Raw genomic sequence first — 26,201 nt, forward strand, 5'->3', positions numbered from 1 at the left:
TGACGGCCTGAATATGTTTTAATCCGGCCAGAATGATGAGGATGGACTCATGGCGCAGGCAGAAAGAGATGACTCGGTTGTGATACTGGATCACGGGCAAGACCTGGACTGGGGCCAGTACGAGCATCTGAATCCCGACAAGGTGTCGCGCGCAGTCGTCGCGATCAGCGCGAGCGTGGTGACCACCGGCCCGGGAGCCGTTCCCCGTCACCAGCATCGCAAGGCCGAGCTTATCTACACGGTCCGCGGCGTGATCAATTGCGACATGGAGGGAGGGCTCTGGATCGTTCCACCGCAGTGCGCGGTATGGATTCCCTCCGGGATGCCGCACAGCGTTGCCTGCGTGGGCGATTTCGAATGTCACTGCATGTTCGTTGACGCCGACGTGGCCGGGGCCCTGCCGGATCGTTGCTGCACCGTGTCGATATCGCCGTTCCTCCGGGAGCTGCTGCTGCGGGCTACGCGGCTTCCTCAACTCTATGACGACAACGGACGTGATGGCCGTCTCGTCGCGGTCTTTCTCGATGAACTGGCTGCAGCGCCTGTCGAGAATCTCCACCTGCCAATGCCGGCGGACAAGCGGCTTCGCAAGCTCGCCGACCTGATGCGGGCGCAGCCGGGTGATCGTGCGAGCGTGCGCGAGTGGGCGTCGCGCGTGGCGCTCAGCGAGCGCAGCTTGAGCCGCCTGCTGCTGCAGCAGATCGGGATGAGCTTCGGCCAGTGGCGCCGGCAGCTTCACGTCATCATGGCGGTGCAGCGCCTGACGGCGGGCGAGAGCGTTCAGTCTGTCGCTATCGACCTTGGTTACGAGAGCGCAAGCAGTTTCGTCACCATGTTCAGGAAGGTCCTGGGGAAACCGCCGGGCCGTTACCTTCGAGGCGTCGCCGCGAGGACGGATAAACCGGCGTGAGGAAAGTCATGCCGTTTTTACGGAACCTATACGCTGGAAAGCGCTCTTTCGACGCGGCCATTACCGTCGAAGATCAACAATAACGGGCGATCCGAAGAAAGGACGGTTGTCGCGACATCGAAACTATAAAAAGCGGGGGTACCATGACCGATGACGTTGGAGCCTTGATTGAAGAAATTCAACGATATGCGGGAAACCGTGCGCAAGATGTGGCTCGTGGCGCAGAAACACCGGCGCTTGCAGCGCTGATGGTCGAGAAGTTTGGTGAGGGTCTGGTCAAGGCGGGTTACTTGCTGGGAGTCGGCCGCGCTGATGAACTCAAGCATGAAATTGACCGTCTGGTACGTAAGATCGACGTGCACTACCCCACGCATCTTCAATATCGTTTTGAAGCGCGCCCGGCGGGGCTGGCCATCAACGGTACGGCTCACTGAGCGGATTTGAGCGGCACCGGGCAGTGCTCGTCCCAATGGGACGATTTCCGCTAGAGAGCACTACGAAGTATATATGGCTTGATTGTTTTTTTATGCGCGTTCCGTCAATCGGTCCGTGCAAAATTCATGGAGGATGCCATGGCATTCAAACAAACCGAGGGGAACGTGACCGTTGAGGCGTGTGTCCTGCCGTCGCCCGGTCAGATGTTCAAAGGTGCGCTCCGCGTGACAACCGTGCGTGACACGAAGACGATCGAGCGCGTGACGGGACGCGGCTGTGGACGTCCAATGCGCGACGCTGACGCCGCATTGGCAATGGCTGAAACAGCCGCTAAGCAGATGCTCGGTGTTTAAGCTTTTGACGGCATGACCGCAGCAGGGGTGTGCCGTTGCTCATGCAGGCAGTGCGCTCCACTTTCTTGCCAGGTCCAGCCGCTCGACACGATCGATCAACGCCTGCGTGAAGACACGAATCTTGGCCGGCTGGTGCCGCCGGCTCTGGTAAGCAATATTTATCGTGAGACGGGGTAGTTGCCAGTCTTTGAGCAGGGGTACGAGACGTCCGGCAACAATGTCGTCGTGAACAATGTAGAGCGGCTGTATGACGATACCCATGCCGGCGCAACCCGCCGCGCAGATGACCTGCCCTTCGTCTGAATCGAGTGCGCTGGTGATCGGGACATGGCGGCTTTCTTCTCCCCGCGTGAGGTGCAGCACGTAGGGATCCAGCGCGAGGTTGTAGACAAGCATCCGGTGGCCGCCAAGGTCTTCGGGTGTCCTCGGACGCCCGTGCCTGGCCAGGTACCCGGGCGACGCCGCCAGTACCCGCCGCGTTTGGGCCAGACGCCTTACCGTGATGCCGGAATCGCCTTCGTGTTCACGCGTGCGAATGGCCACGTCAATACCCGCTTCGATGAAATCCGGATACCGGTTGGCCGCCACGATCTGCACTGATAGCTCCGGATACTGCAAGCTGAATTCAGGCAGCCACGGCGCGATATGCATCATGGCGAACGAGACGGAACTCGTCACCCGCAACGTGCCGCGCGGGCTCAGCGCGGCGTCGCCGGCAGCGGCGTCGGCCTCGGCCATCTCCGCCAGTATGGTGCTGCAGCGCCGGTGATAGTCGCGCCCGGCGTCGGTCAGCCAGAGGCGGCGGGTGGTTCGTTCCACCAGCCTCGCGCCCAGCCGCTCTTCCAGCGCATTCAATGTCCGGCTGGCCGCGGCGTTCGACATGTTCAGTTTCTCCGCCGCTTTCGAAAGACTGCCTGTCTCCGCCGTCAGGACAAAAAATTCGATCTGGGTCAATCGGTCCATAAGGGATTTTTCCGCTGGGTGGAAATATCTTTTCACTATAGCTCGTTTTATTCCACCGGACCAAGGGCTAATATCGATGGAATCAGGCTCGCTGATCGTCATGAACAGCGGCTATAAAAGGAGACATCCACAATGCGCAATATTGACGAAGACACCATCACACAGGCCGTCCTTGAATCAATGGATGGCTGCCGCAACCCACGCCTTCTCACTGTCATGACGAGCCTCGTGCAGCATCTGCACGCGTTCGCCCGCGAGGTAAAGCTCACCGAGGACGAGTGGTTCACGGCCATCAGGTTCCTGACCGACGTGGGCCATATCACCGACGACAAACGCCAGGAGTTCGTCCTGCTGTCCGATACGCTGGGACTGTCCATGCTGGTCACCACGCAGAACAACAAGAAGCCTGCAGCGTGCACCGAGGCGACCGTGTTGGGCCCCTTCTTTGTCGACGGTGCGCCGGAGTACCAGAACGGTGACGATGTATCCAACGGCGCGGTGGGTGCGCCGTGTTTTGTGCAGGGCCAGATTCGCGGCGTGGACGGCAAGCCCGTTGCCAATGCGTCAATCGACGTCTGGCAATCCGATGAGGACGGTTTCTACGACGTGCAGAAAACGACTGAAGACGTCGGCGACATGGTGCATAGCGCACGTGGCAAGTTGCGCTCGCTGGCGGATGGGCGCTTTCATTTCCGCTCGATTCTCGCCGAGGCCTATCCGATCCCTCACGACGGCCCGGTCGGAAAAATGCTCGATGCCCTCGGGCGCCATCCGTGGCGGCCCGCCCATCTGCATTTCTGGATCAAGGCGCCCGGCTACGACACCCTGATCACCCACGTGTTTCGCGACGGTGACCAATATCTGGATTCGGATGCGGTGTTTGGCGTGCGATCGAATCTGGTCGTGGAATGGGTGAAGCACGGACCCGGCATTGCGCCCGACGGCAGCGTCATGACCACACCGTTCTATACGCTCGACTATGACTTCGTTCTGAACCAGCAAGAGGCTGCGGCATGATTCGGCATATTGTCATGTGGCGTGTGAGCGGAGGGTCGCCGGAGGAAAACAGCGCCTCGCGGTTACTCGTCAAGCGCAGCTTCGAAGGGCTGCGGGGATGCATCCCCGGCATGATTCATCTGGAGGTCGGGTTGGACTCCAGTGCCGTGGACTATGCCTGCGACGTTGTCCTGGTGACAGAATTCGAATCGCAGCAAGCGCTTGACGCCTATGCGAGCCACCCCGAGCATCTGCGGGTCAGGCAGCAGCTTGGCAGTCTCCGGACCGCCCGTTTTCAAGTTGATTACCCGGTCGAGCCTTTGGCTCTGATTTCACCGTCGGAGGCGGCCAATGCAGACATCTGACTTCGTCTATTCGGCGCGGGCAGCGCGCGTGGTGTTCGGCGCGGGAAGCTTGCAACATATTGAACGTGAAGTACTGAACCTGAACGCCGGGCGTGCGCTGATCCTTTGTACTCCGCAGCATCGGGATATTGCCGAAGCGCTTGCCGAGCGGCTCGGGTCACGCGTTGCAGGTATCTTCGATCGCGCCGTCATGCACGTGCCGGTCGAACTCGTGGTCGAAGTCCGGGAACTCGCAAGAAAATTGAATGCGGATTGCGCGATTGCGCTGGGCGGCGGCTCGACCATTGGACTTGGCAAGGCAATTGCCCTTGAATCGGATCTACCGATACTCGCCATTCCCACGACCTACGCCGGCAGCGAAATGACGCCCATTTTCGGTTTGACGGAAGGAGGGCTGAAGCGTACCGGAACCGACTTGCGAGTGCTTCCCAAGACTGTCATCTACGATCCCGAGTTGACGTTGACGCTTCCGGCGCAACTGTCGGTGACTAGCGGTATCAATGCGATTGCACACGCCGCCGAAGGACTCTATTCCCGCGATGCCAATCCGATCATCAGTTTGATGGCGGAAGAGGGCATTGCGGCGCTGGCGCGTGCGTTGCCGGTGATCGTTGCTCATCCGGAGGACAAGCACGCGAGGTCGCAGGCGCTGTACGGCGCGTGGTTGTGCGGCACGGTGCTCGGAAGCGTCGGCATGGCCTTGCATCACAAGCTGTGTCATACGCTTGGCGGCAGTTTCAATCTGCCGCATGCGGAGACGCACACGATCATCCTGCCCCATGCGCTGTCCTGCAACGCGGGCGCCGCGCCCGAGGCAATGAAGCGGATTGCGCGTGCACTTGGGCATGACAACGCGGCAATGGGCGTGTATGAACTGGCAAAGGCGAGTGGTGCTCCGGTGGCGCTCAAGGACATTGGCATGACCGCGTCGCAGCTCGACCGGGCGGCGGAGATTGCCAGTGCCAATCCGTACTGGAATCCGCGTGCTGTTGAATACAACGTGATTCGTGCGCTGCTTCAGGATGCGTTTGAGGGTGTCCCGCCGCGCGAGTATTGACGCGGTTCGATGCTATACCACCCGGCTTGCGCGAAGCTGCGCGTCAGTTCGGCGGAAGCGCCGGCAATCGCGTTGCCGGGGGACAGTCGCTAGGAAGGTTCATCGAAGAAGCGGCGGCCCTGTGCAGACATTCACGGTTCCGGAGTAGGATAGGACGCGCTTGCCTGAATGACCCTAAGCGCCTGATCCCTTCCTGATCCCATTCTCCACCGAGTCCCAACATGAGCCAGACAATCTACGATATTCCCGTGAAATCCATCGACGGCGCGGCGCTTACGCTGGAGCCGTTCAAGGGCAAGGTCTTGCTGATCGTCAACGTAGCCTCCAAGTGCGGGCTGACGCCGCAATATGAAGCCCTGGAGAAACTCTATGAGGACAAGCGGGCTGACGGCCTGGAGGTGCTGGGCTTTCCCGCGAACAACTTCAAGGGTCAGGAACCAGGCACCGACGAAGAGATCAAGGAATTCTGCAGCTCGACCTACGACGTGAAATTCCCGATGTTTTCGAAGGTATCGGTGGTCGGCGCCGATCAGCATCCGCTGTATCAGACGCTGACCAGCACGCAACCCGACGCGACCGGTGACGGCCCGTTCCGCGAGCGGCTCAAAGGCTATGGCATCGAGCCGAACCCGGTGCCGGATGTGTTGTGGAACTTCGAGAAGTTCGTGATCGGCAGGGATGGCCGCGTAGTGGGCCGTTTCTCGCCCGATGTCACTGCAGACGATCCGCGCTTGCTCGAAACGATCCAGACCGCTCTGTCGAACTGAGGTCATCAGCATCGCTTGGCGGGGTGGCGAGTGGCATTCAGACCCGCCTTCCCAGGCCTGAACCTTCGCCACGAGTTGCTCGGGAGCGTCGCTATTCCGCTCTGGAAAATGAGCCCGGGTCAGATCACTCAAGAAGCATTCAGCGTTGCATAAGGCTTGGTTGCGTCTTCATGGCAGTGCCCCCGCCCACGCGAGGAGCGCATGATGCCGTTCAAGCCGTGGCCATTGCAACCGACCTGCCGACCGCCAGGTAGTGAACCAGCGCGATAAGAGGGAACACGCTTGCGACCGTCGCGGTCAAGGTCCATCCGCCGTGCTCGTACAGGCTGCTGGCCAGTGCCGACCCAATCGCGCCGCCAATGAAGATGCTGGTCATGTAAAGCGCGTTCAGGCGGTTCCGGCTGGCCGCATGCAACGCATAGATCTCACGTTGGCCGAGCACCATGTTCATCTGCACGGCGAAGTCCAGCACGACGCCGGTCACGACCAGTCCCCCCACACCCCACGCCGGATGAATCAGCGCCGGTGTGAACGCGAGCGCGCCGACTACAAGCGCGATCAACGTAGCGCCGGCCGTTCGCCCCGCGTCGGCAAGCCGTCCCGCCACGGGCGCGGACGTTGCGCCTATCGCACCAACCAGCGCGAATAAAGCGATCGCGTTTTGCGACAAACCGTAGTGACGTGTCAGCTCGATCGGCACCGCGGTCCAGAAGAGACTGAACGTGGCAAACATCAGCCCCTGACAAAGCGCGCGATGGCGCAGTACCGGCAAGGTCACGACCAGCTCGCCCAGCGAACGGATCAACTGGAAGTAGGTAGCCTGATGCGAGGGCTGGCGGCGCGGGATTGTCAAAGCGAGGACCGTCGTCACGATCGCCATCAATACGGAGGCGGATCCGAATACCACGCGCCAGCCAAAATGACCGGCCACCACGCTCGATATCGGGCGTGACAGCAAGATGCCGAGCAGAAGGCCGCTCATGATGTTGCCGACCACGCGGCCACGCGATTCGTCGGGTGCAAGGTGCGCGGCCAGCGGGATCAGGATCTGCACCGCGACCGAACTGAAACCGACAAGCAACGAGACCGCCAGGAACGCGTTCGGCTGACGCGTGACGGACGCCAGCGCGAGACTGAAGATCGAGACAATGGCTGTCGTGATCATCAGCTTGCGGTTTTCCAGCAGATCGCCGAGCGGAACCAGGAAGAACAGGCCGAATGCGTAGCCAACCTGCGTGAGGGAGACGATCAGGCTCGCCGTCCCGCCTGACATATGAATGTCCGGCGCGATGAGCTCGGTGATCGGTTGCGCGTAATAGAGGTTGGCGACAATCGCGCCGCAGCAGAACGCGAACAGCGCGATCATGCCCTGGGTCAGCTTGACTGCGCCGCCGTTCTGGCCGGCGTCAGGTGCGTTGGGCGTCATGTGATGGATCCTTCAGTGGCTAAAAGTGGTTTCATGTTCGATGTTCATCAAGCGGTTCCCGAGCGACACGCCAAGATCGGTCATGCGGATGCCGGGCTGAAGCCGGGCGCGCTTCCAACGTTCTGGCGCGCCGTCAATCCCTGCTCATGCCGGGCTCCGTTCGAGCGCCGCCCGCAACGCCGTGGCGAACACCGCCGGGGGTTGCGCGCCGCTGATCGCCTCGCCTGCAATGAACACGGTTGGCACCGAACGAATGCCTTGCTGCTGAGCGAGGCGCTGCGCCTCAAGCACCTGTGCAAGGCCTCGGCCTTGCACAAGGTATTCCTCGGCGGCGGCAGCGTCGAAACCACTTTTCGCGGCGATATCAGCCAATGTGGCGGCCAGGCCTATATCGCGGCCCTCCGAAAAGTACGCCGTGAATATCGACTGATACAGCGCTTCGGTTTTCTGCGCGCCGCCAATGCTCATCGCGTGCTGCATCAACTGATGAGCGAGGCGTGTGTTTGGCGTTCTGCTGACCTTGTCGTAGTTGAAGTGCGCGCCTGCGGCGAGGCCCGTTGCCGCCACCTGCGCGTCCATCCCTTGCGAGCGCACCCAACTGCCGAACTTGGCCGTCCGGTATTCGCGGCGGTCCATCCCGTCCGCAGGCATCGTGGGGTTCAGTTCGAACGGTACGTACCGGATTGACACGGGCACGGGCAGGTTGGCTGCGCGGATTCCCGATGCAAGATTCAGGTGGCCGATCCAGCACCACGGACAAATGAAGTCGTAGTTGACAGAGATTTCGATGGCTTGCACGGAGCGCTCCTGAGGAAGATTACGCACAGGATATCGATTGCAATTAATTAGTAGAATACGTTCGCAGAGCAATCTCACGTTGCGTGCGACGCAACGGAACGCTCAGACAGCGGAGCCATCAAGTGGACAAACTCGTGGCATTGACGACGTTGCTGGAAGTGGCCGAAGCCGGTGGTTTTTCCAAGGCGGCGCAGCGCCTGGGGGTGGCCACTTCGTCGGTGACGCGCCTGATGGATGCGCTCGAAGCGTCGCTTGGCACGGCGCTGCTCACGCGCACCACGCGCCTTGTAAGCCTGACCGATGCCGGCACCGCTTACGTGGAGCAAATCAGCAAGGTGCTGGACGACCTCGCTGAAGCCGATGACAGCATCTTCGACAGCGGCGCGGCGCCCGTTGGTGCGCTGCGCATTTCCGTGCCTACCGCTTATAGCCGGCTTTGCCTCGCGCCGCACCTGGCCACGTTCCTTTGCGAGCACCCGCGTGTGGTGCTCGACGTGGTGGTCGCCGACCACTACCTGGACCTTGCTGCGGAACGTATCGACGTCGCGATTCGAATCGGCTTGCCCTCACGCGATGAAAACCTGGTCGTCAGGAAGCTGGCTGAAAACAAGCGATTTGTCGTGGCAAGCCATGATTACCTCGAGCGGCGCGGCGCGCCTGCTGATCCGCAGGCACTGGCTGACCACGAGTGCCTGCGCTTCGCCTATGGCGGACCGCATCGGGCTGCACGTCAGGTGTGGACGTTCCGCCACGGAGCTGTTGAAGAGCGGGTCGAAGTGCGCGGCCACCTGATTGCCAACAACCCGGACGTGCTGTTCGAAGCCGTCCTCGCGGGCCGGGGCATTGCGCTGCTGCCTGAGTGGCTGGTGGCCGCCGAGATTGGCGCCGGGCGCCTGATGCGCCTCTTTGAGAACGCCGATGTCAATCCGCATGCGGGCGATTCGGTGATCTACGCTGCCTACTTGCCGAATCGCCGCCATTCGAGCAAGGTACGCACCTTCGTGCAGTTTCTGGCCGCACGCGTGCAAACACCGGTAGTGGAATGATCGGCTGTGGCGTGTTGCCCTTATGGATTGCTTCTGCCCACTTCCAGATCGTCGAAGCGTTTGAAGCGGTAGATCAGCACCGACGCCGCCCAGCTCAGCGCGAAGATCCCTATGATGACGTAGCCCAAGGTGCCGAAATTGTCGTTGAGTGCGCCTATGGCATCCCACATCGGGCCTTGCAGTTTCAACTGGTCTGCCAGCAGCCCGAGCGCCTCGATACTGCCAACCACCACCGCCACGATCACCGACACCATTGTGATGGTCATGTTGTAGTAGATCTTGCGGACCGGTTTGAGGTAGGCCCAACCGTAAGCGCCGAGCATCAGATGGCCGTCCAGCGTGTCGACCAGGGACATGCCTGCGCTGAAGAGCAGGGGGAACACCATGATCGCCCACGGCGGCAGACCTTGCGCCGCCTGATTGGCGGAAATGCCCAGCAAGGCGATTTCAGTTGCGGTATCGAAGCCGAGGCCAAACAGGAATCCGAGCGGGAACATATGCCAGCTACGGGTGATGATCCTGAACAACGGGCGGAAAAGGCGGGCAAAGAATCCACGGTCGGCTAGCAGCATGTCGAAGTCGTCGTCGACATACTTGCCGCCGTTCCTGACGTTGCGCCACGCCTTGAAAATCGATCTCAGGATGATCAGGTTCATCAACGCGATCAAGAACAGGAATAGAGCCGACACTGACGTGCCGACCACTCCGCCTATGTCCTTGTAGTGATCAAGACGTCCCTTCATGGCCGATGTCACCACGGCGACGCCCAGCGACGCGAGGACAACGACAGTCGAATGCCCGAGCGAAAAGAAAAAGCCCACCGTGACCGGACGTTTCTTCTCCTGCATCAGTTTGCGGGTGACATTGTCGATCGCGGCAATATGGTCGGCGTCCACCGCATGGCGCAAGCCAAAACCGTAGGCCAGCAAAGCCGTGCCGAGCAACACGGGGTGGTGACGAAAAGCCACTAGCGCCCAGAGCCATACCAGCACGTTTGCGGCAAGCAATACGCCATAGATGCCGAAAAGCTTGCCCCGCACTTTGGTGTTGGAATCGCTGAAGACGTGGCCGAGTTGGGAAAACACATGCAGCTCCTTGGGATTACGCGTCCCGAATGGCGTTGGAAAGAAAGACGAAGAGAGGTCTGGCTGCTGGTTCGACAAGCCCGCTATTTCCGAACCAGATACAGTGGCGCGACCGCGACGGATTTTCACCGGCTTCTCTCTGCGCTGAATTGAATGACGCAGGGGTCATTCGCGCTTATACACGTTTTCGCTTTCGCTATCGACCATTTCAAAAAAGGGCTGGGAAAGGGCTGGGCCTTGCACCCGGCACACAGACGAGGCTAGTGACTCGTCGAGCTTTCGATGTCAGACACAATGCAGTTGCGGCCACCCAGCTTGGCGCTGTAAAGCAGCTTGTCGGCACGTAACAGAAGGGCATCAAGCGTCTCTCGCCCGGTTTGCGTAGCCAGCGAGATCCCAAAGCTCAACGTGACCGTAAAGCGGACACCGTCAAGTTCCAGTGCCGTGGATGCGAGACGCCGTCGCAGTTCGTTGGCAGCGGCAACGGCTTCGAAGGCGTCATCAACCCTTGTCAGCACAGCGAACTCTTCACCGCCGAGGCGCGCGACTATATCCGGCTGATGCCATATCTCGCTGCATAGTCTTCCAATCGTCTGCAGCGCCAGATCACCGGCGGCATGGCCCAGGGTGTCGTTGATCTGCTTGAAGCGGTCCGCGTCGAACATGATGAGGACCTGCTTGGCTTGGGTTCCCGCGCGCCTGCTCAGCGTTGCGGTCGCCTTGCGTTCGAACGCACGGCGGTTGAGCAAGCGGGTGAGGAAGTCGGTGTCCGCAACGGTCTCGAGTTCGCGCAGCAGGATATTGCGCTCATGCTCAAGCCGCATTTTTTCGATGCTGTTTTCCTTCAGCACGAGGATTGCGTGAAAGAGGCTACGGATCTCAAGCCGGTGTTCACCGTGAGGAACGGGTGTTTCCAACTTTCCATCGGCGATCGCCATGATGATGTCCGCGGCTTGAATAAACGGTTGCACGAACCGCCGCCGGAAGTACACGGACGCAATCAGCAAAAGGTAGAGAACAACCGCGGTACCGATCCCGCTTGCAACCAGTAACATCAGCGCATCATTACGATGTCCCTTGACTTCGGTTTCCGCCAGATCCAGCACATAGTCACGAAATTGCACGATGGGCTGCATGGTGGGCACATACTCCGCGGCCAGTTCGGCTGCCGTGAGATTGGCGCCTTCCGGATGCAATGCCATGGCGCGCACACGTGCCATGTAGCTCATGCCATTGTCGTAGTAGACGCTCGCTAGGCGTTGATAAATAGCCGAACCGACCGGTGTATGTTCTACGCGCGCAGCTATCAGGCTGCGCAATTCTTCTATACGTCCCTTAGCCCGCTCTTGCGCGAATAATTCGGTTTCGCTCAAGCGCCGGTGAGCGGTCAGCGCCGCGGTGAAGGTCGACCCGAGAAGCCCTGCCTGTTCACGCAACTGAGCGGTCAGCCGAGCGACCAAAACGCAATTCAGTGCATTGGGGTCGCCGCGCACAACGCCGGCCGAGCTGGCATTTGCCAGCGGCCCGAAGCTGGGAATGACGGCGATCATCTCGTTGACCGCGCTCAGGACGGCATCGTGTTCGCGTTGTTCCAGGGGTTGGGCAATCAGGCCGTCCACTTGCTTGCGGGCAGCAGCAAGCTGCGTTTGTACGGCATCTACAGAGGCGCGTTCAACCGTGCAGCCGGGACATGCCTGACTCGTGACCAGTGAGCGCAGCACCGCCAGGCGCCGGTCGCTTTCGGCACGCGCGTTGATCAAGGGGAGTCGCAGCGACGGCGCATTCAGGGCATCAGCGCCGAGTGCGCCGTTAGCGGGGCCGCGTTCGGCCGATACGCTTTCCATGGCGAGCAACGTGGCGCGAAAGCGGTCTAACGATCGAACCCCGTTCTCCGCCAATGAATAAGCGCGTGATTGATGCAGGAGCAAAGGCGTCGCAAGGCTTAAGACCAACACGCACAGAGCCGCTGTTGTCAGCTTGAGCCGCTTGGCAAGCAAGATCCGGGTTGAGGGCATTTTTGTTAATTTCGCAGCAGGTCGCTTGCCAGACACGTTCTTGGAACAGGGCGACTTATTGCAGCCGGTAATTCAACATACCGCAGCCCACCGGAATCGTCTACTCGGACAAAACACGATCGTTAGACCGTTTCTTCAGAAAAAAGCGGCGTGTTGTTCATCTGGAACCAGGGAGCTGTTGTCGGGGAAAAAGGTTGATCGGAGATGATTTCCCTTTGTTAACGGCACATTAGCCGCTTTATTTAGCACCGCGGGTGCCTGGCTCATGCGGGCCGCGTTACGCAGCTTCCGGCGGATTTAACAATTCAGTGCGAGCGCACGGCAAGCTGCTGTCACGTATTTCTTTTCCGTGTAGCCTAAGCCGCTGCTGCTGCATGTTATGTCACCGAAACTCGTTATTCTTGTTTTCACCCAGCCCGCTCCTCGACAAAGGATCCGCAGAAATGAGCTACATCCACTTCATCGGTGGCGAAAAAGGCGGCGTCGGCAAATCGCTCGTCGCCCGCGTATTGGCCCAGCACTTCGTTGATCGGAGCATCCCGTTCATGGGTTTCGACACGGATAAATCCCATGGCGCGCTATTGCGTTTCTATGCTGATTTTGCCGCTCCGGCCGTGCTTGACCGGCACGACAGCCTCGATCCCATCATCGAACATGCGCTTGAAGATCCCCAGCGCCGCATCCTGGTTGATCTTGCCGCGCAGACGCAACAGTCTCTCGGGAAATGGCTCGACGACGCGGATGTTCTTGGTCTCGCGCAAGAGCATGGCCTGACATTGACCTGGTGGCACGTCATGGATGCCGGACGCGATTCGGTCGATCTGCTGCGGCAGTGGCTCGATCAGTTCGGCGGCCGCATCAAGCTGGTCATCGTCCTGAATGAGATTCGCGGTGACCGTTTCGAGATCCTGGAATCGTCAGGCGAACTCGCCCGGGCCGAAGCGCTGGGCGCCAGCGTGATCAGCCTGCGGCGTCTGCCGGATACCACGATGCAGAAAATCGATCAGCATGGTGCCAGTTTCTGGGCGGCCGTCAATCACCCGGATCGAGCCGCGTCAGGGCTCGGTTTGCTCGAGCGGCAGCGGGTCAAGGTGTGGCTGAATCGCGCCTATGGGGAGATGGGTAGTCTGGCGTTGTAGAGGGGGAGACCGGGCGCAGATGGAGAGCAGCTCGGTCCTCAAGGAATGGATAGTTATGCGAACTAAACTGGACAAAAACCAGCGCGGATAATCGTGTTGATTTATCCGCGCCGATACCTGCAGGAAATCACGCTTTCTTCCGGCCGAAGCCGGAAGAAAGCGGTCAAATTCCTCAAGCCTGAGCAGTCGCCAGCGCGGCGTTCAGCGTCTTGCTCGGGCGCATTACCGACTCCAGCTTCTCGAAGTCCGGCTTGTAATACCCGCCAATGTCCGCCGGTTCGCCCTGAACTGCCGACAGTTCGCCCACAATGGTCTGTTCGTCCGCGGTCAGGCGCTTCGCCAGCGGCGCGAACTGAGCAGCCAGTTCAGCGTCGTCGGTTTGTGCCGCCAGTTCCTGCGCCCAGTACATCGCGAGATAGAACTGGCTGCCGCGGTTGTCCAGTTGCCCGGTCTTGGGCGACGGGTTCTTGTTGTTCTCAAGCAGTTGACCCGTGGCGGCATCCAGCGTTTTCGCCAGGACCTTGGCCCGCGTGTTGCCGGTCTTGATGCCGAGGTCTTCCAGCGACACCGCCAGCGCCAGGAATTCACCCAGCGAATCCCAACGCAGATGGTTTTCTTCCACCAGTTGCTTGACGTGCTTGGGAGCCGAACCGCCCGCGCCAGTCTCGTACATGCCGCCGCCGGCCATCAACGGGACGATGGAAAGCATCTTGGCGCTGGTGCCCAATTCCATGATCGGGAACAGGTCGGTCAGGTAGTCGCGCAGGATGTTACCCGTGACCGAGATGGTGTCCAGGCCGCGGATGACACGCTCAAGCGTATAACGCATGGCACGCACTTGCGACATGATCTGGATGTCGAGACCCTTGGTGTCGTGATCCTTCAGGTAGGTCTCGACCTTCTTGATCACTTCGGCTTCATGCGGACGGTACGGGTCCAGCCAGAAAATGGCCGGCATGCCGGAGTTGCGGGCACGCGTGACGGCCAGCTTGACCCAGTCGCGGATCGGCGCGTCCTTGACCTGGCACATACGCCAGATGTCGCCTTCTTCGACGTTCTGCGTGAGCAGCACTTCACCGGTGGCGATGTCGACAATGCGCGCTTCGCCTGCTTCCGGCACTTCAAACGTCTTGTCGTGCGAGCCGTATTCCTCTGCTTGCTGAGCCATCAGCCCAACGTTCGGCACCGTGCCCATGGTGACCGGGTCGAAGTTGCCGTTGGTCTTGCAGAAGTTGATGATCTCCTGATAGATCCGCGCAAACGTGCTTTCCGGAATCACGGCCTTGGTGTCCTTCGGACGGCCGTCGGCGCCCCACATCTTGCCGCCAATGCGAATCATGGCGGGCATGGATGCATCCACGATGATGTCGTTGGGTGCATGCAGGTTCGAGATGCCCTTGGCGGAGTCGACCATCGCCAGTTCAGGACGATGCTCGTGGCACGCATGCATGTCGCGAATGATTTCTTCGTGCTTGGAAGTCGGCAGGCTTTCCAGCTTGTCGTACAGGTTGACCAGACCGTTGTTGACGTTCACGCCCAGCTCGTCAAACAGCTTGCCGTGCTTCTCAAAAGCTTCCTTGTAGAAGATCTTCACGGCATGACCGAAGACGATAGGGTGAGAGACCTTCATCATCGTGGCCTTCACGTGCAGCGAGAACATCACGCCGGTCTTGCGCGCGTCTTCCATCTGTTCTTCATAGAAGTCGCACAGCGCCTTCTTGCTCATGAACATGCTGTCGATAATCTCGCCGTCCAGCAGCGACACCTTCGGCTTGAGCACGATGGTCTTGCCGCTCTGGGTGACCAGTTCCATCTTCACGTCGCGAGCCTTGTCGACCGTCATGGATTTTTCGCCATGATAGAAGTCGCCATGCTTCATGTGGGCCACGTGGGTGCGCGAAGCCATGCTCCATTCGCCCATGCTGTGCGGGTTCTTGCGAGCGTAGTTCTTGACGGCGGCAGGCGCACGGCGGTCCGAGTTACCTTCGCGCAGCACCGGATTCACGGCGCTGCCCAGGCACTTGGAATAACGCTGGCGGATGGCCTTCTCTGCGTCGGTCTTCGGTTCCTCGGGGAAGTCCGGGACCTTGTAGCCCTTGCCCTGCAGTTCCTTGATCGCGCCGATCAACTGGTGCTGGGATGCGCTGATGTTCGGCAGCTTGATGATGTTGGTTTCGGGCAGCAAGGTCAGGCGGCCCAGCTCGGCCAGATTGTCCGGTACGCGTTGTTCTTCCGTCAGGAATTCCGGGAACTCGCCCAGGATACGGCCGGCGACCGAGATGTCGCTGGTGGTGACGCGGATTCCGGCAGGCGCGGTGAACGTGCGGATGATGGGCAGGAAGGCGCTGGTCGCCAGCAGCGGGGCCTCGTCGGTGAGGGTGTAGATGATTGTGGGTTGCTCGGTACTCATCGCATATCTCGAGAAAAATGGGTTGGGGGCGCCGCCGGCTGTGTCAACGACCGGGGTTAACCATCGAATTTTGCCTGATTTTGCTTTCAAGAGGGCTGAACCCGCCCTGCGTTTAGCGTCACAACCCGCAATTTGCGGGTTTTTTGGGGCGTGCGAGGCGGGCACCGGGACCTTTCGGTCCACCGGGCAGATGCGCTTAAGCGCCTAAATTTAAAGGGTAAATCGCCAGGCAGGTTGCCTGGGCTGCCCACCGGCGCCCGGTTTATCGCCTCAAAGCTGCTGGTGCGACATTAAGGGCGAAAAAACGGGCCGCCGCCCTGGCGACGTGTGTGAATGGCGGCTGGATACCCGGCGGCGATGTGTCCGGGAGGAGGGTCTGCCCGCCCCGGCGAGGTGCTGTCAAGTCATCCGTGCCAATGTGATCGCCCGCTCGGGACAGGCGGTCACGCACAAGCCGCAGGCCCGGCAGGCATCGGCGTTCGGCGTGTACGCGACCTTCATGCCGTGCACGCGCAGCTTGAATTTCTGCAGCGGCCCCAGGCGCTCATAGTCGGCGGTGTCGATCCGGCGGATATCGAAGACGTTCTCGGGACACACGACCGCGCAATCGGCCTTGCCCTCGCAGCGGCCGAAGTTCACAACGGGCACGATCACGCCCGGCGCCTGCTTGCAGGAGGATGCCGGCGCATTGCTCATACAACATCCCCCTGGGCTTTAGCCCGGCCGCGGCCGCAGCCCATGCCCGTTTGAAACTTCTCGCGCTCCTCCGGCGTCATCTGTTCCCACCGGCGCCAGTGCTGGCGGGAACGCCAGCCACCATGACCCCGGAATCCGCCGAACAGGATCCGGCTCAGGATCAACAGCCCCAGCGCATGGGCGAAATCGATCGCCCGCGCGCCCACGAACAGCGCCGGAATGACCCAGTTCCACAAGGTCATCACCATCCATCCGAGCACTGCAACGCCCACGATGACCAGCAGCGCCTTGCTCAGGAATCTCAGTCTGAAACTCATCTGCTTTCTCCTTTAAATATCCAGTTCGTCATACACGGCTTGCAAGCGGGCACGCAGATGCAGCACCGCGTAACGCTTGCGTGCCAGCAGGGTGTTCAGGCCCACGCCGCTTTCCACAGCCAGTTCCTTGAAGCTGCGGCCCTCGATTTCGTGAGCAATGAAAATGTCGCGCTGGTTGTCCGGCAGTTCGTCGAGCGCGTGTTGCAAGGCTGCCAACAGCACCGACCGGGCGTACGCGGCTTCAGGGCCGGCATCGTGCGAAGGCAGGGCCAGATCCAGCCGGTATTCGCCGTCGGCATCGGTGGCACCGATTTCGTCCGCTGTCTCGTTCAGAGGCTGTTCCTTCTTCTTGCGAAAGCGGTCGATGATGCGGTTGCGCGCTACCCGAAACAGCCACGCGCTGACTTGTTCAATGGGTTCGGGAAGCCGGTACGCCTGTACGAACTCGTGCAGCACGTCTTGCAGGATGTCTTCGGCGTCGCCCGGATCACGCACGCGACGCCGGATGAAGTTCCCGAGTTTTGTACGCTCACGCAAGACGGTCGCGGTGATGTCGCTATCTCTGTCGATCATCGGGTTCGTGGGCGGCGGCTGTTCCATACAGGTGAAGACGTTTCACGATCGGGAATATTGTGCGCGGCTGGAAAAAAATGGCGTCACGGCCCGTCGACGCCCAGGCGGAGCGCCTGCGGCGTGAAATGACAGGAGACCACGATTTCGTCTGTGGCGGTGAAACTGCGGTTCAGGCGGGCGCTAAGGGATGGGCAGCGGTTATGTGATGCCGTTAACGCAGGTTTTCCGAAAAACGCGTGCGTTGCCCGATCGTGTAGTCGATCGCGCCTGGACGCGCGAACGTGCCTCGCCCCTGCCTGACGCTGACAAGGCCGCGCGCGCGAGGTGCCCGGCATGGCGTTATCCATCGCTGTCATTGTGTCGTCATTCCGGTCAGTTCAAATGAATTGCTGTCGCGAATTGCAGAGGGCGGTCCGTGATGGAAATGTGAGGGTTGGCTTGCGTAACGGTAAGGTCAGGGTAAGGTCCGGCGTACGTAGATTTGTCTAGACGTCTGGATGAATAATTACTTTCATAAGCCTCACAAATAGCTGACGCTCTCAAGCTCGCGCATGCCGGACTGCCCGATATTCTTTCGGCAGATCATGTGTCCCCGAATTTGCTGAGCACCGCCCGCAACGGCGAGCGTTCCGGTTGTATCTGTCCGCACTAATCGTCTGAAGGTCCGTTCGCGGAAACTAAGTCATCTAGACGTCTCGATAAGTACATCGATGTGTCACACGATGTTTATAGAGTGGCACCGCTCGATAGAAGTCCGGACGCATTGATGACCTGCACGGGGCAGGATCGAATTCTTGAATCGTCGTTAGCTCGGCACAAGCGAAAATTTAGTTGAGGAACATATGAAGGTATCCAACGTTCTGGCTGCTGTGTTGTTCGCAGCGGGTCTTGTCTCCGTGACCGCCCACGCGGCCGGCACCTGTCCGAATGACGGCGTGGTGCGTTTCGGCGTCGAGCCGTACGAATCAGCGCAACGCATGCTGCCGGTCTACGAGGATTTGGCCAAGATGATCGGCGACAAGATCGGCTGCAAGGTGCAGCTTTATGTGGCAACCAGCTACAACGCTGAAATCGAGGCAATGCGGAACAACAAGCTTGAATTCGGCGAATTCGGCCCCCTCGGTTATGTGCTGGCTCACCAGGTCGCGCACGCGCAAGCCGTCGCCACGTTCGCAGGCACGCAAGGCAAGCCGGCCACCTATTACGCTTCCATCGTCACGTGGCCGGGTTCGGGCGTGAAGACGCTGGCGGATATCAAGGGCCGCTCGTTCGCTTATGCCGATCCGGCTTCCACGTCCGGGCACCTGTTTCCCGCATTCGGCCTGAGCAAGAACGGCATTGATCCGGACAAGGGCGTGAAGGGCGTTTATGCAGGGAGCCACACTGCGTCGTTCGAGGCGCTGCGCAACCATAAGGTCGACGCGGGCGAACTGAACAGCGAAGAAATAGAGAGCGCCAAGCTGCACAACGAATACGATCCTTCGGCTTACGTAACGTTGTGGAAATCGGAGCCCATCCCCCTCGATCCGTTGGCAATTCGTGGCGACTTGCCCGATGATTTCAAGGCCCGGCTGACAAGCGTGCTGAGTTCGCTTGACCTGCACCAACTGCCGGAAGCCGATCAGAAGTTCCTGGCATCGAATGAAAACCCGGAGTTGAGGACCGTGCCCCAGACGGACGCGGCCTATGACCAGATCCGCGACCTGGTCTCGACACTCCATATCGACCTGGCAAAGCTGTGAACACTCCCTTTAGTACATCACGGGATATGTCCCTCGGTGTAGCGGCTGCGTTCGGGTCCACCGGGTCGGACATGCCGGGGGCAGTAAAGCCCGCCGTGCGCGCCTCCGGTGTCAGGCTGGCGGTTCGCGACCTGACTATGTGTTATGCGAACGGTCATACCGCGCTGCGCAGCCTGAACCTGTCAGTCAATGCCGGCGAGATGGTGGTGGTGCTCGGCAGTAACGGCAGCGGCAAGTCGACCTTCATGAAATGCGTGGTCGGATTGAACCGGCCGACCGGGGGCTCAGTGAAAGTCGGCGGTCGTGACCTGGCCGCGCTCTCAGGCGAAGCACTGCGGGAAGCGCGTTTGCCGCTCGCGCTTATTTCGCAGAACGCCAACCTCGTCAAACGGCGCAGCGTACTGGCGAACGTCTGCTGCGGCGCACTGGGCCGGCACCGCACGCTGATGAGCGCGTTCGGGCGCCTGCCGCGCGACGAAATTGAACCGGCAATGAGTTATCTGGACGAAGTCGGCTTGCTGCACCTCGCGCGCCAGCGGGCCGGCACGCTCTCGGGCGGACAGGCACAGCGCGTGGCGGTTGCGCGTGCGCTGGCGCAGCGTCCCGACGTCCTGCTTGCGGACGAGCCGGTTGCCAGCCTGGATCCCGAAGCCGCTGACGAGGTCATGCGATTGCTGCGCCGCCTCGCCACCGAGGACGGTCTCGCGGTGGTATGCGTGCTGCACCAGCCAGAGCTTGCCGCGCGTTATGCGGACCGGTTGGTCGGACTACGCAGCGGTCTGCTGGAATTCGACCGGCCTGCATCCGACGTTTCCAGTCAGCAGATCGCGGGTCTTTATCTCGCCGAGGCGTCATGAGCAAGGTTATGGAAATGCGTACCCCATCGGGTGCGCCGGGCGCACGCACGGTCTGGTACGTGCTTGGCGCCGTTGTCGTACTCGCGTTGTTTGTACAGGCATGGATCGTTGTTCAGGCAAGGCCGCAGGACCTGATTACCGGCGCGCATGGCATGGCTGACATCATGTCGCGCGCCATGCCGCCCGCGTTCGATCAGTTCGTCCCGAACCTGTGGCCGGTGCTGGAGACAATAGATCTCGCGATCTTCGGTACGGTGTTTGGTGTGTTGCTCGCGTTCCCGCTCTCGATTCTGGCCGCCTCGAACCTCACGCCGGCGCTGCCGCTTTACTACGCAGCGCGAGCAGTGATTGGCGTCACGCGGGCGGTGCCGGACCTGGTGTGGGCGTTGCTGTTCGTTACCGCGGTGGGACTTGGGCCGTTTCCGGGCGCACTCGCGCTGGCGGTCCATTCGGTCGGCATGCTTGGACGGCTGTTTGCAGAGGTGATCGAAGACATGGACATGGGTCCTGTCGAAGCGCTGACGCTGACCGGCGCCGGCCGCGTGCAGGTGCTGGCTCACGCGGTGGTGCCGGGCGTGTTGCCGTCGCTGCTGGGCATTGGTCTTTTCCGCTTCGACGAAAACCTGCGATCGTCCCTCGTGCTCGGTTTCGTGGGTGCTGGCGGGATCGGCTTCCAGTTGTTGACCGCGATGAACCTGTTCCAGTACCAGACCGTGTCGTTCCTGTTGATCGCCACCTTCGTGCTGGTCACCTGTGCCGAACGCGGGTCCGCTTATCTGCGCAAGCTTTTCCTGTGAGCGTGGGCTGATCACGGGCGTGGCCGTCCTCCCCGGGGGCTGCGCCAGCACTTCATTATTGAACTCCGGGATTTCGTCTTATGTTGATTAATCATGGGGTCGGCGTCGATCCCTGGACGCTTGGCCAGACCTTGTCGATAGAGCCCGAGATTCATCCGACAGCGCTGGTTCGCGCCAGCGACTTCGGCCGCTACACCTATCTCGGCCCGCGCAGCTACGTTGCCGCATCGGTGATCGGTGACTACGGCTACGCGATGGGCGACAACCAGATCGCCCATGCACACATCGGCAAGTTCGTGAACATCGCCACTGGCGTGCGTATCAATCCGCCTAACCACCCTTCGTGGCGCGCGACGCATCACCACTTTACCTATCGCTCACGCTCGTACGGTCTCTCGCTCGACGACGACACCGAGATATTCCAATGGCGCGCGCAGGACAGGGTAGAGATGGGTCACGATGTGTGGCTCGGCCATGACGCGATCGTTATGCCCGGCGTGAAGATCGGCACCGGTGCGGCTGTCGGCTCGGGAGCGGTCGTGACCAAGGACGTGCCGCCCTTTGCGATTGTTGTCGGCGTGCCCGCACGCGTGCTGCGCTTTCGCGTCGAGCCCCACATAGCGGAACGCCTGCAGCAGATCGCGTGGTGGGATTGGGATGCCGCGCAGATCGACGCGGCGTTAGCCGATTTCCGCTCGCTCAGCGCGGTGGAGTTCGCAGAGAAGTACGGCGGCTAGTGTTTGCAGGGTTCGTCAGGCGGGCGATCAACGCTACAGCACAATGAATCTGATGCGTCGTGTCCAATTGGACTCCGACGCGCAGCCTGCTAAGAGTGATCCATCGGGGGCACTTCGGCGCCCTTGATGTTGTGCCGTGCAAGCGACCCCGCGACAAAGCCTGAAGCCTTCATGCATTCGACAAAGCTCGTCAGATACGCCGCGGCGGCGTTACCGCGGTTTTTTGGAACCCCCATTGCCTGGCGAATCACCATGAAGCGCTGATCCAGAATCCGCAGCCCGCTGCTTTGACGCGCGTTCTCTTCGAGTTGTTGTTTGACGCCTGCGGCAACGGTCAGATTCTGGTCCAGAAATGCCCGTACCACGGCCGGCGAAGTGTTAATGCGAACGATCTTCGCATGATGCAGTTCACGCGTCAGGAACAGATCGTAGGCGCTGCCCTTACCGACGGCGACCGTATTGCCCTCCTGATCCACTTGCTCGTTCGACCTGATCGGCGAGCCGTCGCGAACCAGATAAAAACCTTCGATTTGAACATAGGGCTTGGTGAAGGCAATCTCCTCACCGCGTTTCGGATCGACTGCGAAAAAGCCGATATCGGCTTGATCATTGTCCACGTTGATCACCGACTGTCCGGCCGACTTGACGACGACCAACTCCAGCGGCACGCCTAGCTGGCGCGCAAATTCGTTCGCAAGGTCCACCGACACGCCAACGGCTTTTCCTGTGGACGGATCCAGGCTGGCCAGGACCGGATTGCCCAGATTGATAGAGGCGCGCAATGTTCCCGTCGGTGCAAACAGGGCGGCCATCGCCTTGTTCGCTTGCTGGTCTTTTGCCCCCGCGTCCGATGCTCCGGCCGCGCATGACAACGGAGTGTGAGCGGGCGTGTCCAGCGTCGCCGATGCTTGAGGGTATGCCGGTGCGGCGCGCAAAGCGAGGAGCGTCAGCAAGCACGCCGGCCAGACGAACTTCGCGAAAGTCCGGTGTGTCCGTGTCATCTGTCTGTTCCCTTTATGGTGAGGCTGATCGGACTTCAAGCCTACCATCGGAACGTTTTCGCGAGTTTCGCCAAGTTGACAAGGCCGGCGAAACCACTAGGCGGCGTAGTCACCGTCAGTGGCGACCGAACGCGGGCGCCAGCGGTCGAGTTCGCCTTGCATACCAGCGAGTTTCGCCTCTGCGGCATTCACGGCAACCGATCCTGCGATAAAACGCATTGGCGGTTCAGCGTCGTTCGCCAGTTCAACCATCGCTAGTGCAAGTTTCTCGGGGTCGCCCGGTTGCTGGCCATTACGTTGTTCGAAGGACGAGCGCAGCTGCTCGCGGCGGTCGTCGTAGTCGGCCACCACGTTGCCGCCAAAGCGAAGCGACTCGGGGGTGAGGAAGTCGGTGCGGAAAGGACCGGGCTCGACAATCGTCACGAAGAGGCCGAACGGAGCAATTTCCTTAGCCAGCGACTCCGAGAACCCTTCGAGCGCAAACTTGCTGGCGCAGTAAAGCGAGCACACTTCGAAGCCAAGGATGCCGGCAAGCGAGGAGATGTTGAAGATGCGTCCGCGGCGAGCGGAGCGCATGACCGGCAGCGCTGCCCACGTCACGTTGAAAACGCCGAACAGATTGGTGGCGAACTGGGCTTGCACGTCCTGGATCGTGTTCTCTTCGAAGAATCCAAGGTGGCCGTATCCCGCGTTGTTCACCAGCACATCGATCCCGCCGAAACGCGATACCGCGGCTCGAACAGCGGCGTTCGCCTGTGCTGCGTCGCTTACATCCAGTGCAACGCCAAGCAGTTGGTCGTTGTCCTGTCCCAGGCTCCTGACGATATCTTCGCGCTGGCGCCCGGTGGCGACAACCCGGTCACCGGCCTGAATCGCGGCCTTTGCGATAAGCGCACCAAGGCCGCGGCTTGCACCCGTAATAAACCATGTCTTCTGCATCATTGGCTCCTTTGTCGATTGAGCCTTTATGGAACCACGATGCACTGCCCGCACAATAGACCGATCCTCGCGCGTTCTTGCCTGAACGTGCAAAGCATAGGTCGGGGATGGATCAGGCTTCTTGCAGATGACGGAGATAAACCGTGCTCTTGATAAGCGCTATGGCCTTAGTCGTCGAGCTCGCTTGTGCAACCGATCAGCCTGGAAGGATTAGCGAGGAAGTCTTCAATGGTTCCCTCGTCCTCGAACAGCATCTTGAGGACGCATGCTTCGTCATCGGTCAGACCTGCTTCTGCTGACTCGCCGTCACGCCCGATGGTGTCGCAGTCCTCAAGGGTCAACTCCGCAATGACGGCAGAGGACAGTTTGACGGGCCATTTTTCACTGAAGGCGACAGTGACCACTTTCCGCGCTTCATCGTAGGCTCTGATCTCGACGCTGATGTAGGACATGGTGTCGATTTCTCCAGTGAACGTACCCAGGATGGCTCGCGCTGCAACCTGCCACGAAACCAAGTTTAGCAACACAGTTCCGGTTATGGCTAATGTCTTTAAACGATTTTGCGCGCGTTTCGCCGGCGATTGAACGTGCTTTTAAAATGCCGCTTTTAACCCTGCGTTTGCTTTGGCTTTTGTTCCTTCAAGTTGGAACGCTTGATGCATATCAAAACGGCTAGCCTTTTCATTCGACAGTTTTGCTGCCTGATTTGCTACTTAATCTGTTGCTAACGGAGCGCGCCCATGTCATCCGAAACGTTCGAACTTGCCACTCGCTTTTCGCATATCCGGCCACAAGACACCCCTTATGAGGATCAGGGGTTGCGCGATTTTTTTCTTTATCGTGATTTAGGCATTGCAGAGGCGACCGGCGGCAAGGTGATCGCTCAACTCGTCAAGGCGAACAATGCACCAGAGCAAGGCACGGGTTGGCACCGTCATGAGGCCGAATTCCACATTGTGATCATGCTCAAGGGCTGGGCGCGCTTCATGTATGGCGACAAGGAGACGCTCGTCGCCACCGGAGACTGCGTCCATCAGGCGCCGGGCATTGTGCATTACCTCTTCGACTACTCCGAGGACATGGAGTATCTGGAGGTAGTTGGTCCTGCCAACTTCACCACCCTCGAGGCAAAGGGGCCTTGCGACGTGCCCGCGTGCACTCCCTGGAAGAGCCAGCAACCCGCGTAAGGCTTCCGCGTAAGGCTTATTACGGCGCTTCGGGCTGCGCATTCACGTCAATGCGCACGTCCATGCGCGGTTTGACGGGGCGCGCGAGCGGCGCCAATGATTGCAAAGGCTGGGCGCGTGCGTTGATGACAATAGGGCTGGGTTCGTTGTCGTGGATCATCGCGCGCACGCGTGGATAGATGTGACGCTCCCAGCGTTTGCCGTTGAACACGCCATAGTGCCCCACGCCCGTTTGCACGTGATGGGTCTTCATGTAGGGGCGCAACTTGTTGCACAGTTCCTGCGCGGCCAGCGTCTGGCCGACCGCGCAGATATCGTCGCGCTCGCCTTCAACGGTGAGCAGGGCGGTTCGCCGGATCATCGACGGATCAATCCTGCGGCCACGCACTTCCAGCTCATGCAGCGGCAATGCGTGCCGTTGAAAGACGGTGTCGATAGTCTCGAGATAGAAATCGGCCGTCAAATCCATGGTCGCAAAGTATTCTTCATAGAATACGCGGATCGCCTCGGCCTTCGCCGGGTCGCCCTTCGCTCGCTGATACACCATGTCTTCGAATGCATCGAAATGACGCGCCGGGTTCATCGCCATGAACGCCATCAGTTGCGTGTGGCCCGGATAAACGCGCCGGCCCGCGCCCGCAAAACCCCACGGCACGGCGCTGATCAGGTTCCGCTCGAACCATTCAATCGGCTTGCTCTTCGCGAGCGCATTCACCGAAGTCGGGTTGATGCGCGTGTCGATAGGACCGGCCATCAGCGTCATGCTGGCGGGTTGCAGCGGATGATCGTCTGCTGCCATGAGCGAAACCGCCGCGAGGGCCGCCACGGTTGGCTGGCAGACAGCCAGCAAGTGTGTGTTGGGTCCCAGCGCCACGATAAAGTCGATGACATGCTGGACGTATTCATCAAAACCGAAGCGGCCCTGCATCAGCGGGACATCGCGAGGGTTGATCCAGTCCGTGATGTAGACGTCGTGGTCAGGCAGCAGGGTGCGCACCGTGCCGCGCAGGAGCGTGGCGAAGTGGCCGGACATGGGTGCGATCATCAGCACGCGCGGTTGTTTTGGCGCGCCTTCCTTCGCAAAATGCAGCAGCGAACAGAACGGCGTGGCGAGCGTGATCTCCTCGACGACGGGCACGCCTTTCCCTTCCAGCTCCACCGAGTCGATAGCGAACGGACGCCGGCTATGCGTAAGCGCCGAGAGTGCGAGCAGATCGCACGTGGCTCGCAGTGACCGGCCTCGAGGGGTATCGGCGAGAAACGGCCACGCATCGAGCGCGTGATTGATGAGTGCCGCGCCGTGGCGTACCGGCAGCGTGAGGTCCGCCATCGCCTGATAGCCGGAGTATGCGAATGGGTTCATCGCCTTTCGCTTGAGCGCGTAGTGTCGAGTCCGGCAAAATAACGCAATACATATGCCAAGCGCAGGTCAGCGCCGGCATCGGCATGAGGATGGTCGAAGTGATACATGAAGCGATACATGAGACTGGTGAATGAAAGTGGCACATCCCTTGCAGCATTCCTGAACACGCCCTGAACGTGCCGTCTTTTGGTGCGTGTGTGCACTGCGCCGTGCCGCGCACCCGGGCG

The 26,201-nt window shown here is 60.3% G+C and carries 27 protein-coding genes and 1 pseudogene; 14 read left to right on the plus strand and 14 right to left on the minus strand.

Annotation, left to right across the window (positions count from 1 at the left end):
• Positions 1 to 49 precede the first annotated feature (49 nt).
• From ABH944_RS29850 to ABH944_RS29860, 3 genes are all read left to right on the plus strand, one after another.
• Positions 50 to 910, plus strand: a complete 861-nt coding sequence (locus ABH944_RS29850) for an AraC family transcriptional regulator (RefSeq protein ID WP_404610871.1) — start codon at positions 50 to 52, stop codon at positions 908 to 910.
• 143 nt (positions 911 to 1,053) lie between these two features.
• Entirely contained in the window at positions 1,054 to 1,344 is a 291-nt protein-coding gene (locus ABH944_RS29855) for a hypothetical protein (RefSeq protein WP_082913401.1), read from the plus strand.
• 138 nt (positions 1,345 to 1,482) lie between these two features.
• Complete coding sequence (locus ABH944_RS29860) at positions 1,483 to 1,698, plus strand: hypothetical protein (RefSeq protein ID WP_404610872.1); 216 nt, start codon at positions 1,483 to 1,485, stop codon at positions 1,696 to 1,698.
• 39 nt (positions 1,699 to 1,737) lie between these two features.
• Here ABH944_RS29860 and ABH944_RS29865 read toward each other — a convergent pair whose 3' ends face one another.
• A complete protein-coding gene (locus ABH944_RS29865) occupies positions 1,738 to 2,661 on the minus strand; it encodes a LysR family transcriptional regulator (RefSeq protein WP_404610874.1) in 924 nt (307 codons plus the stop codon).
• A 132-nt stretch (positions 2,662 to 2,793) separates the two neighbouring features.
• Here ABH944_RS29865 and ABH944_RS29870 point away from each other — a divergent pair, with 132 nt between their 5' ends.
• The 4 genes from ABH944_RS29870 to ABH944_RS29885 all read left to right on the plus strand — a co-directional run bounded on the left by ABH944_RS29870 (position 2,794) and on the right by ABH944_RS29885 (position 5,846).
• A complete protein-coding gene (locus tag ABH944_RS29870) occupies positions 2,794 to 3,678 on the plus strand; it encodes an intradiol ring-cleavage dioxygenase (RefSeq protein WP_404610875.1) in 885 nt (294 codons plus the stop codon).
• Positions 3,675 to 4,022, plus strand: coding sequence for a Dabb family protein (locus ABH944_RS29875; RefSeq protein ID WP_404610876.1), 348 nt, complete (start codon positions 3,675 to 3,677; stop codon positions 4,020 to 4,022). Before ABH944_RS29870 ends, ABH944_RS29875 begins: the two co-directional genes overlap by 4 nt.
• The gene (locus ABH944_RS29880) at positions 4,009 to 5,079 is read left to right on the plus strand and encodes a maleylacetate reductase (RefSeq protein WP_404610877.1); all 1,071 of its coding nucleotides are present in this window, start codon (positions 4,009 to 4,011) and stop codon (positions 5,077 to 5,079) included. The genes ABH944_RS29875 and ABH944_RS29880 overlap by 14 nt, the downstream gene beginning before the upstream one ends.
• Positions 5,080 to 5,300: 221 nt before the next feature.
• On the plus strand, positions 5,301 to 5,846 hold the full coding sequence (locus ABH944_RS29885; RefSeq protein WP_404610878.1) for a glutathione peroxidase: 546 nt from the start codon (positions 5,301 to 5,303) through the stop codon (positions 5,844 to 5,846).
• 211 nt (positions 5,847 to 6,057) lie between these two features.
• On the opposite strand, the gene ABH944_RS29890 is transcribed toward ABH944_RS29885, so the two are convergent.
• Positions 6,058 to 7,272, minus strand: coding sequence for an MFS transporter (locus tag ABH944_RS29890; protein WP_404610879.1), 1,215 nt, complete (start codon positions 7,270 to 7,272; stop codon positions 6,058 to 6,060).
• Positions 7,273 to 7,416: 144 nt separating this feature from the next.
• On the minus strand, positions 7,417 to 8,070 hold the full coding sequence (locus ABH944_RS29895) for a DsbA family oxidoreductase (protein ID WP_404610880.1): 654 nt from the start codon (positions 8,068 to 8,070) through the stop codon (positions 7,417 to 7,419).
• Between the two features lie 122 nt (positions 8,071 to 8,192).
• Here ABH944_RS29895 and ABH944_RS29900 point away from each other — a divergent pair, with 122 nt between their 5' ends.
• Positions 8,193 to 9,116, plus strand: coding sequence for a LysR family transcriptional regulator (locus ABH944_RS29900; protein WP_404610881.1), 924 nt, complete (start codon positions 8,193 to 8,195; stop codon positions 9,114 to 9,116).
• A gap of 20 nt (positions 9,117 to 9,136) precedes the next feature.
• On the opposite strand, the gene ABH944_RS29905 is transcribed toward ABH944_RS29900, so the two are convergent.
• Both ABH944_RS29905 and ABH944_RS29910 read right to left on the minus strand, forming a co-directional pair.
• On the minus strand, positions 9,137 to 10,201 hold the full coding sequence (locus ABH944_RS29905; protein ID WP_404610882.1) for a HoxN/HupN/NixA family nickel/cobalt transporter: 1,065 nt from the start codon (positions 10,199 to 10,201) through the stop codon (positions 9,137 to 9,139).
• Positions 10,202 to 10,461: 260 nt separating this feature from the next.
• Positions 10,462 to 12,045 (minus strand): GGDEF domain-containing protein, encoded by a 1,584-nt coding sequence (locus ABH944_RS29910; RefSeq protein ID WP_404610883.1) that lies wholly within the window; start codon positions 12,043 to 12,045, stop codon positions 10,462 to 10,464.
• Positions 12,046 to 12,659: 614 nt separating this feature from the next.
• On the opposite strand from ABH944_RS29910, the gene ABH944_RS29915 reads away from it, so the two are divergent.
• Complete coding sequence (locus tag ABH944_RS29915) at positions 12,660 to 13,355, plus strand: P-loop NTPase family protein (protein WP_404610884.1); 696 nt, start codon at positions 12,660 to 12,662, stop codon at positions 13,353 to 13,355.
• A 172-nt stretch (positions 13,356 to 13,527) separates the two neighbouring features.
• Here the strand turns inward: ABH944_RS29915 and ABH944_RS29920 are convergent, their stop codons facing one another.
• The 5 genes and pseudogenes from ABH944_RS29920 to ABH944_RS29940 all read right to left on the minus strand — a co-directional run.
• Positions 13,528 to 15,765, minus strand: a complete 2,238-nt coding sequence (locus ABH944_RS29920; RefSeq protein ID WP_404610885.1) for an NADP-dependent isocitrate dehydrogenase — start codon at positions 15,763 to 15,765, stop codon at positions 13,528 to 13,530.
• A 399-nt stretch (positions 15,766 to 16,164) separates the two neighbouring features.
• Entirely contained in the window at positions 16,165 to 16,461 is a 297-nt protein-coding gene (locus ABH944_RS29925; protein ID WP_404610886.1) for a 4Fe-4S dicluster domain-containing protein, read from the minus strand.
• Entirely contained in the window at positions 16,458 to 16,778 is a 321-nt protein-coding gene (locus ABH944_RS29930; protein ID WP_404610887.1) for a hypothetical protein, read from the minus strand. The genes ABH944_RS29925 and ABH944_RS29930 overlap by 4 nt, the downstream gene beginning before the upstream one ends.
• Before the next feature lie 12 nt (positions 16,779 to 16,790).
• Positions 16,791 to 17,378, minus strand: a complete 588-nt coding sequence (locus tag ABH944_RS29935; protein WP_404610888.1) for an RNA polymerase sigma factor — start codon at positions 17,376 to 17,378, stop codon at positions 16,791 to 16,793.
• A 187-nt stretch (positions 17,379 to 17,565) separates the two neighbouring features.
• Positions 17,566 to 17,670 (minus strand): annotated as a pseudogene (locus ABH944_RS29940) (phosphonate metabolism transcriptional regulator PhnF); the annotation flags it as partial.
• A gap of 523 nt (positions 17,671 to 18,193) precedes the next feature.
• Between ABH944_RS29940 and ABH944_RS29945 the strand changes: the two are divergent.
• From ABH944_RS29945 to ABH944_RS29960, 4 genes are all read left to right on the plus strand, one after another.
• A complete protein-coding gene (locus tag ABH944_RS29945) occupies positions 18,194 to 19,093 on the plus strand; it encodes a phosphate/phosphite/phosphonate ABC transporter substrate-binding protein (protein ID WP_404610889.1) in 900 nt (299 codons plus the stop codon).
• Positions 19,094 to 19,119: 26 nt separating this feature from the next.
• Positions 19,120 to 19,950: a phosphonate ABC transporter ATP-binding protein gene (locus tag ABH944_RS29950; protein WP_404610890.1), complete on the plus strand. Its 831-nt coding sequence runs from the start codon at positions 19,120 to 19,122 to the stop codon at positions 19,948 to 19,950.
• Complete coding sequence (gene phnE / locus ABH944_RS29955; RefSeq protein ID WP_404610891.1) at positions 19,947 to 20,747, plus strand: phosphonate ABC transporter, permease protein PhnE; 801 nt, start codon at positions 19,947 to 19,949, stop codon at positions 20,745 to 20,747. Before ABH944_RS29950 ends, phnE begins: the two co-directional genes overlap by 4 nt.
• An 80-nt stretch (positions 20,748 to 20,827) precedes the next feature.
• Positions 20,828 to 21,484 carry an LbetaH domain-containing protein gene (locus ABH944_RS29960; protein ID WP_404610892.1) on the plus strand — a complete coding sequence of 219 codons (657 nt, stop codon included), beginning with the start codon at positions 20,828 to 20,830 and terminating at the stop codon, positions 21,482 to 21,484.
• Positions 21,485 to 21,573: 89 nt separating this feature from the next.
• Here the strand turns inward: ABH944_RS29960 and ABH944_RS29965 are convergent, their stop codons facing one another.
• From ABH944_RS29965 to ABH944_RS29975, 3 genes are all read right to left on the minus strand, one after another.
• The gene (locus ABH944_RS29965; protein ID WP_404610945.1) at positions 21,574 to 22,296 is read right to left on the minus strand and encodes an ABC transporter substrate-binding protein; all 723 of its coding nucleotides are present in this window, start codon (positions 22,294 to 22,296) and stop codon (positions 21,574 to 21,576) included.
• A gap of 285 nt (positions 22,297 to 22,581) precedes the next feature.
• The gene (locus ABH944_RS29970) at positions 22,582 to 23,427 is read right to left on the minus strand and encodes an oxidoreductase (protein ID WP_404610893.1); all 846 of its coding nucleotides are present in this window, start codon (positions 23,425 to 23,427) and stop codon (positions 22,582 to 22,584) included.
• Positions 23,428 to 23,591: 164 nt separating this feature from the next.
• Positions 23,592 to 23,876 (minus strand): hypothetical protein, encoded by a 285-nt coding sequence (locus ABH944_RS29975; protein ID WP_097273200.1) that lies wholly within the window; start codon positions 23,874 to 23,876, stop codon positions 23,592 to 23,594.
• A gap of 288 nt (positions 23,877 to 24,164) precedes the next feature.
• On the opposite strand from ABH944_RS29975, the gene ABH944_RS29980 reads away from it, so the two are divergent.
• On the plus strand, positions 24,165 to 24,611 hold the full coding sequence (locus ABH944_RS29980) for a cupin domain-containing protein (protein ID WP_097273202.1): 447 nt from the start codon (positions 24,165 to 24,167) through the stop codon (positions 24,609 to 24,611).
• A 19-nt stretch (positions 24,612 to 24,630) separates the two neighbouring features.
• On the opposite strand, the gene ABH944_RS29985 is transcribed toward ABH944_RS29980, so the two are convergent.
• The gene (locus ABH944_RS29985; protein ID WP_404610894.1) at positions 24,631 to 25,974 is read right to left on the minus strand and encodes a polyhydroxyalkanoate depolymerase; all 1,344 of its coding nucleotides are present in this window, start codon (positions 25,972 to 25,974) and stop codon (positions 24,631 to 24,633) included.
• Positions 25,975 to 26,201 lie beyond the last annotated feature (227 nt).

Source organism: Caballeronia udeis, assembly GCF_044909315.1.
GTDB lineage: Bacteria > Pseudomonadota > Gammaproteobacteria > Burkholderiales > Burkholderiaceae > Caballeronia > Caballeronia udeis_A.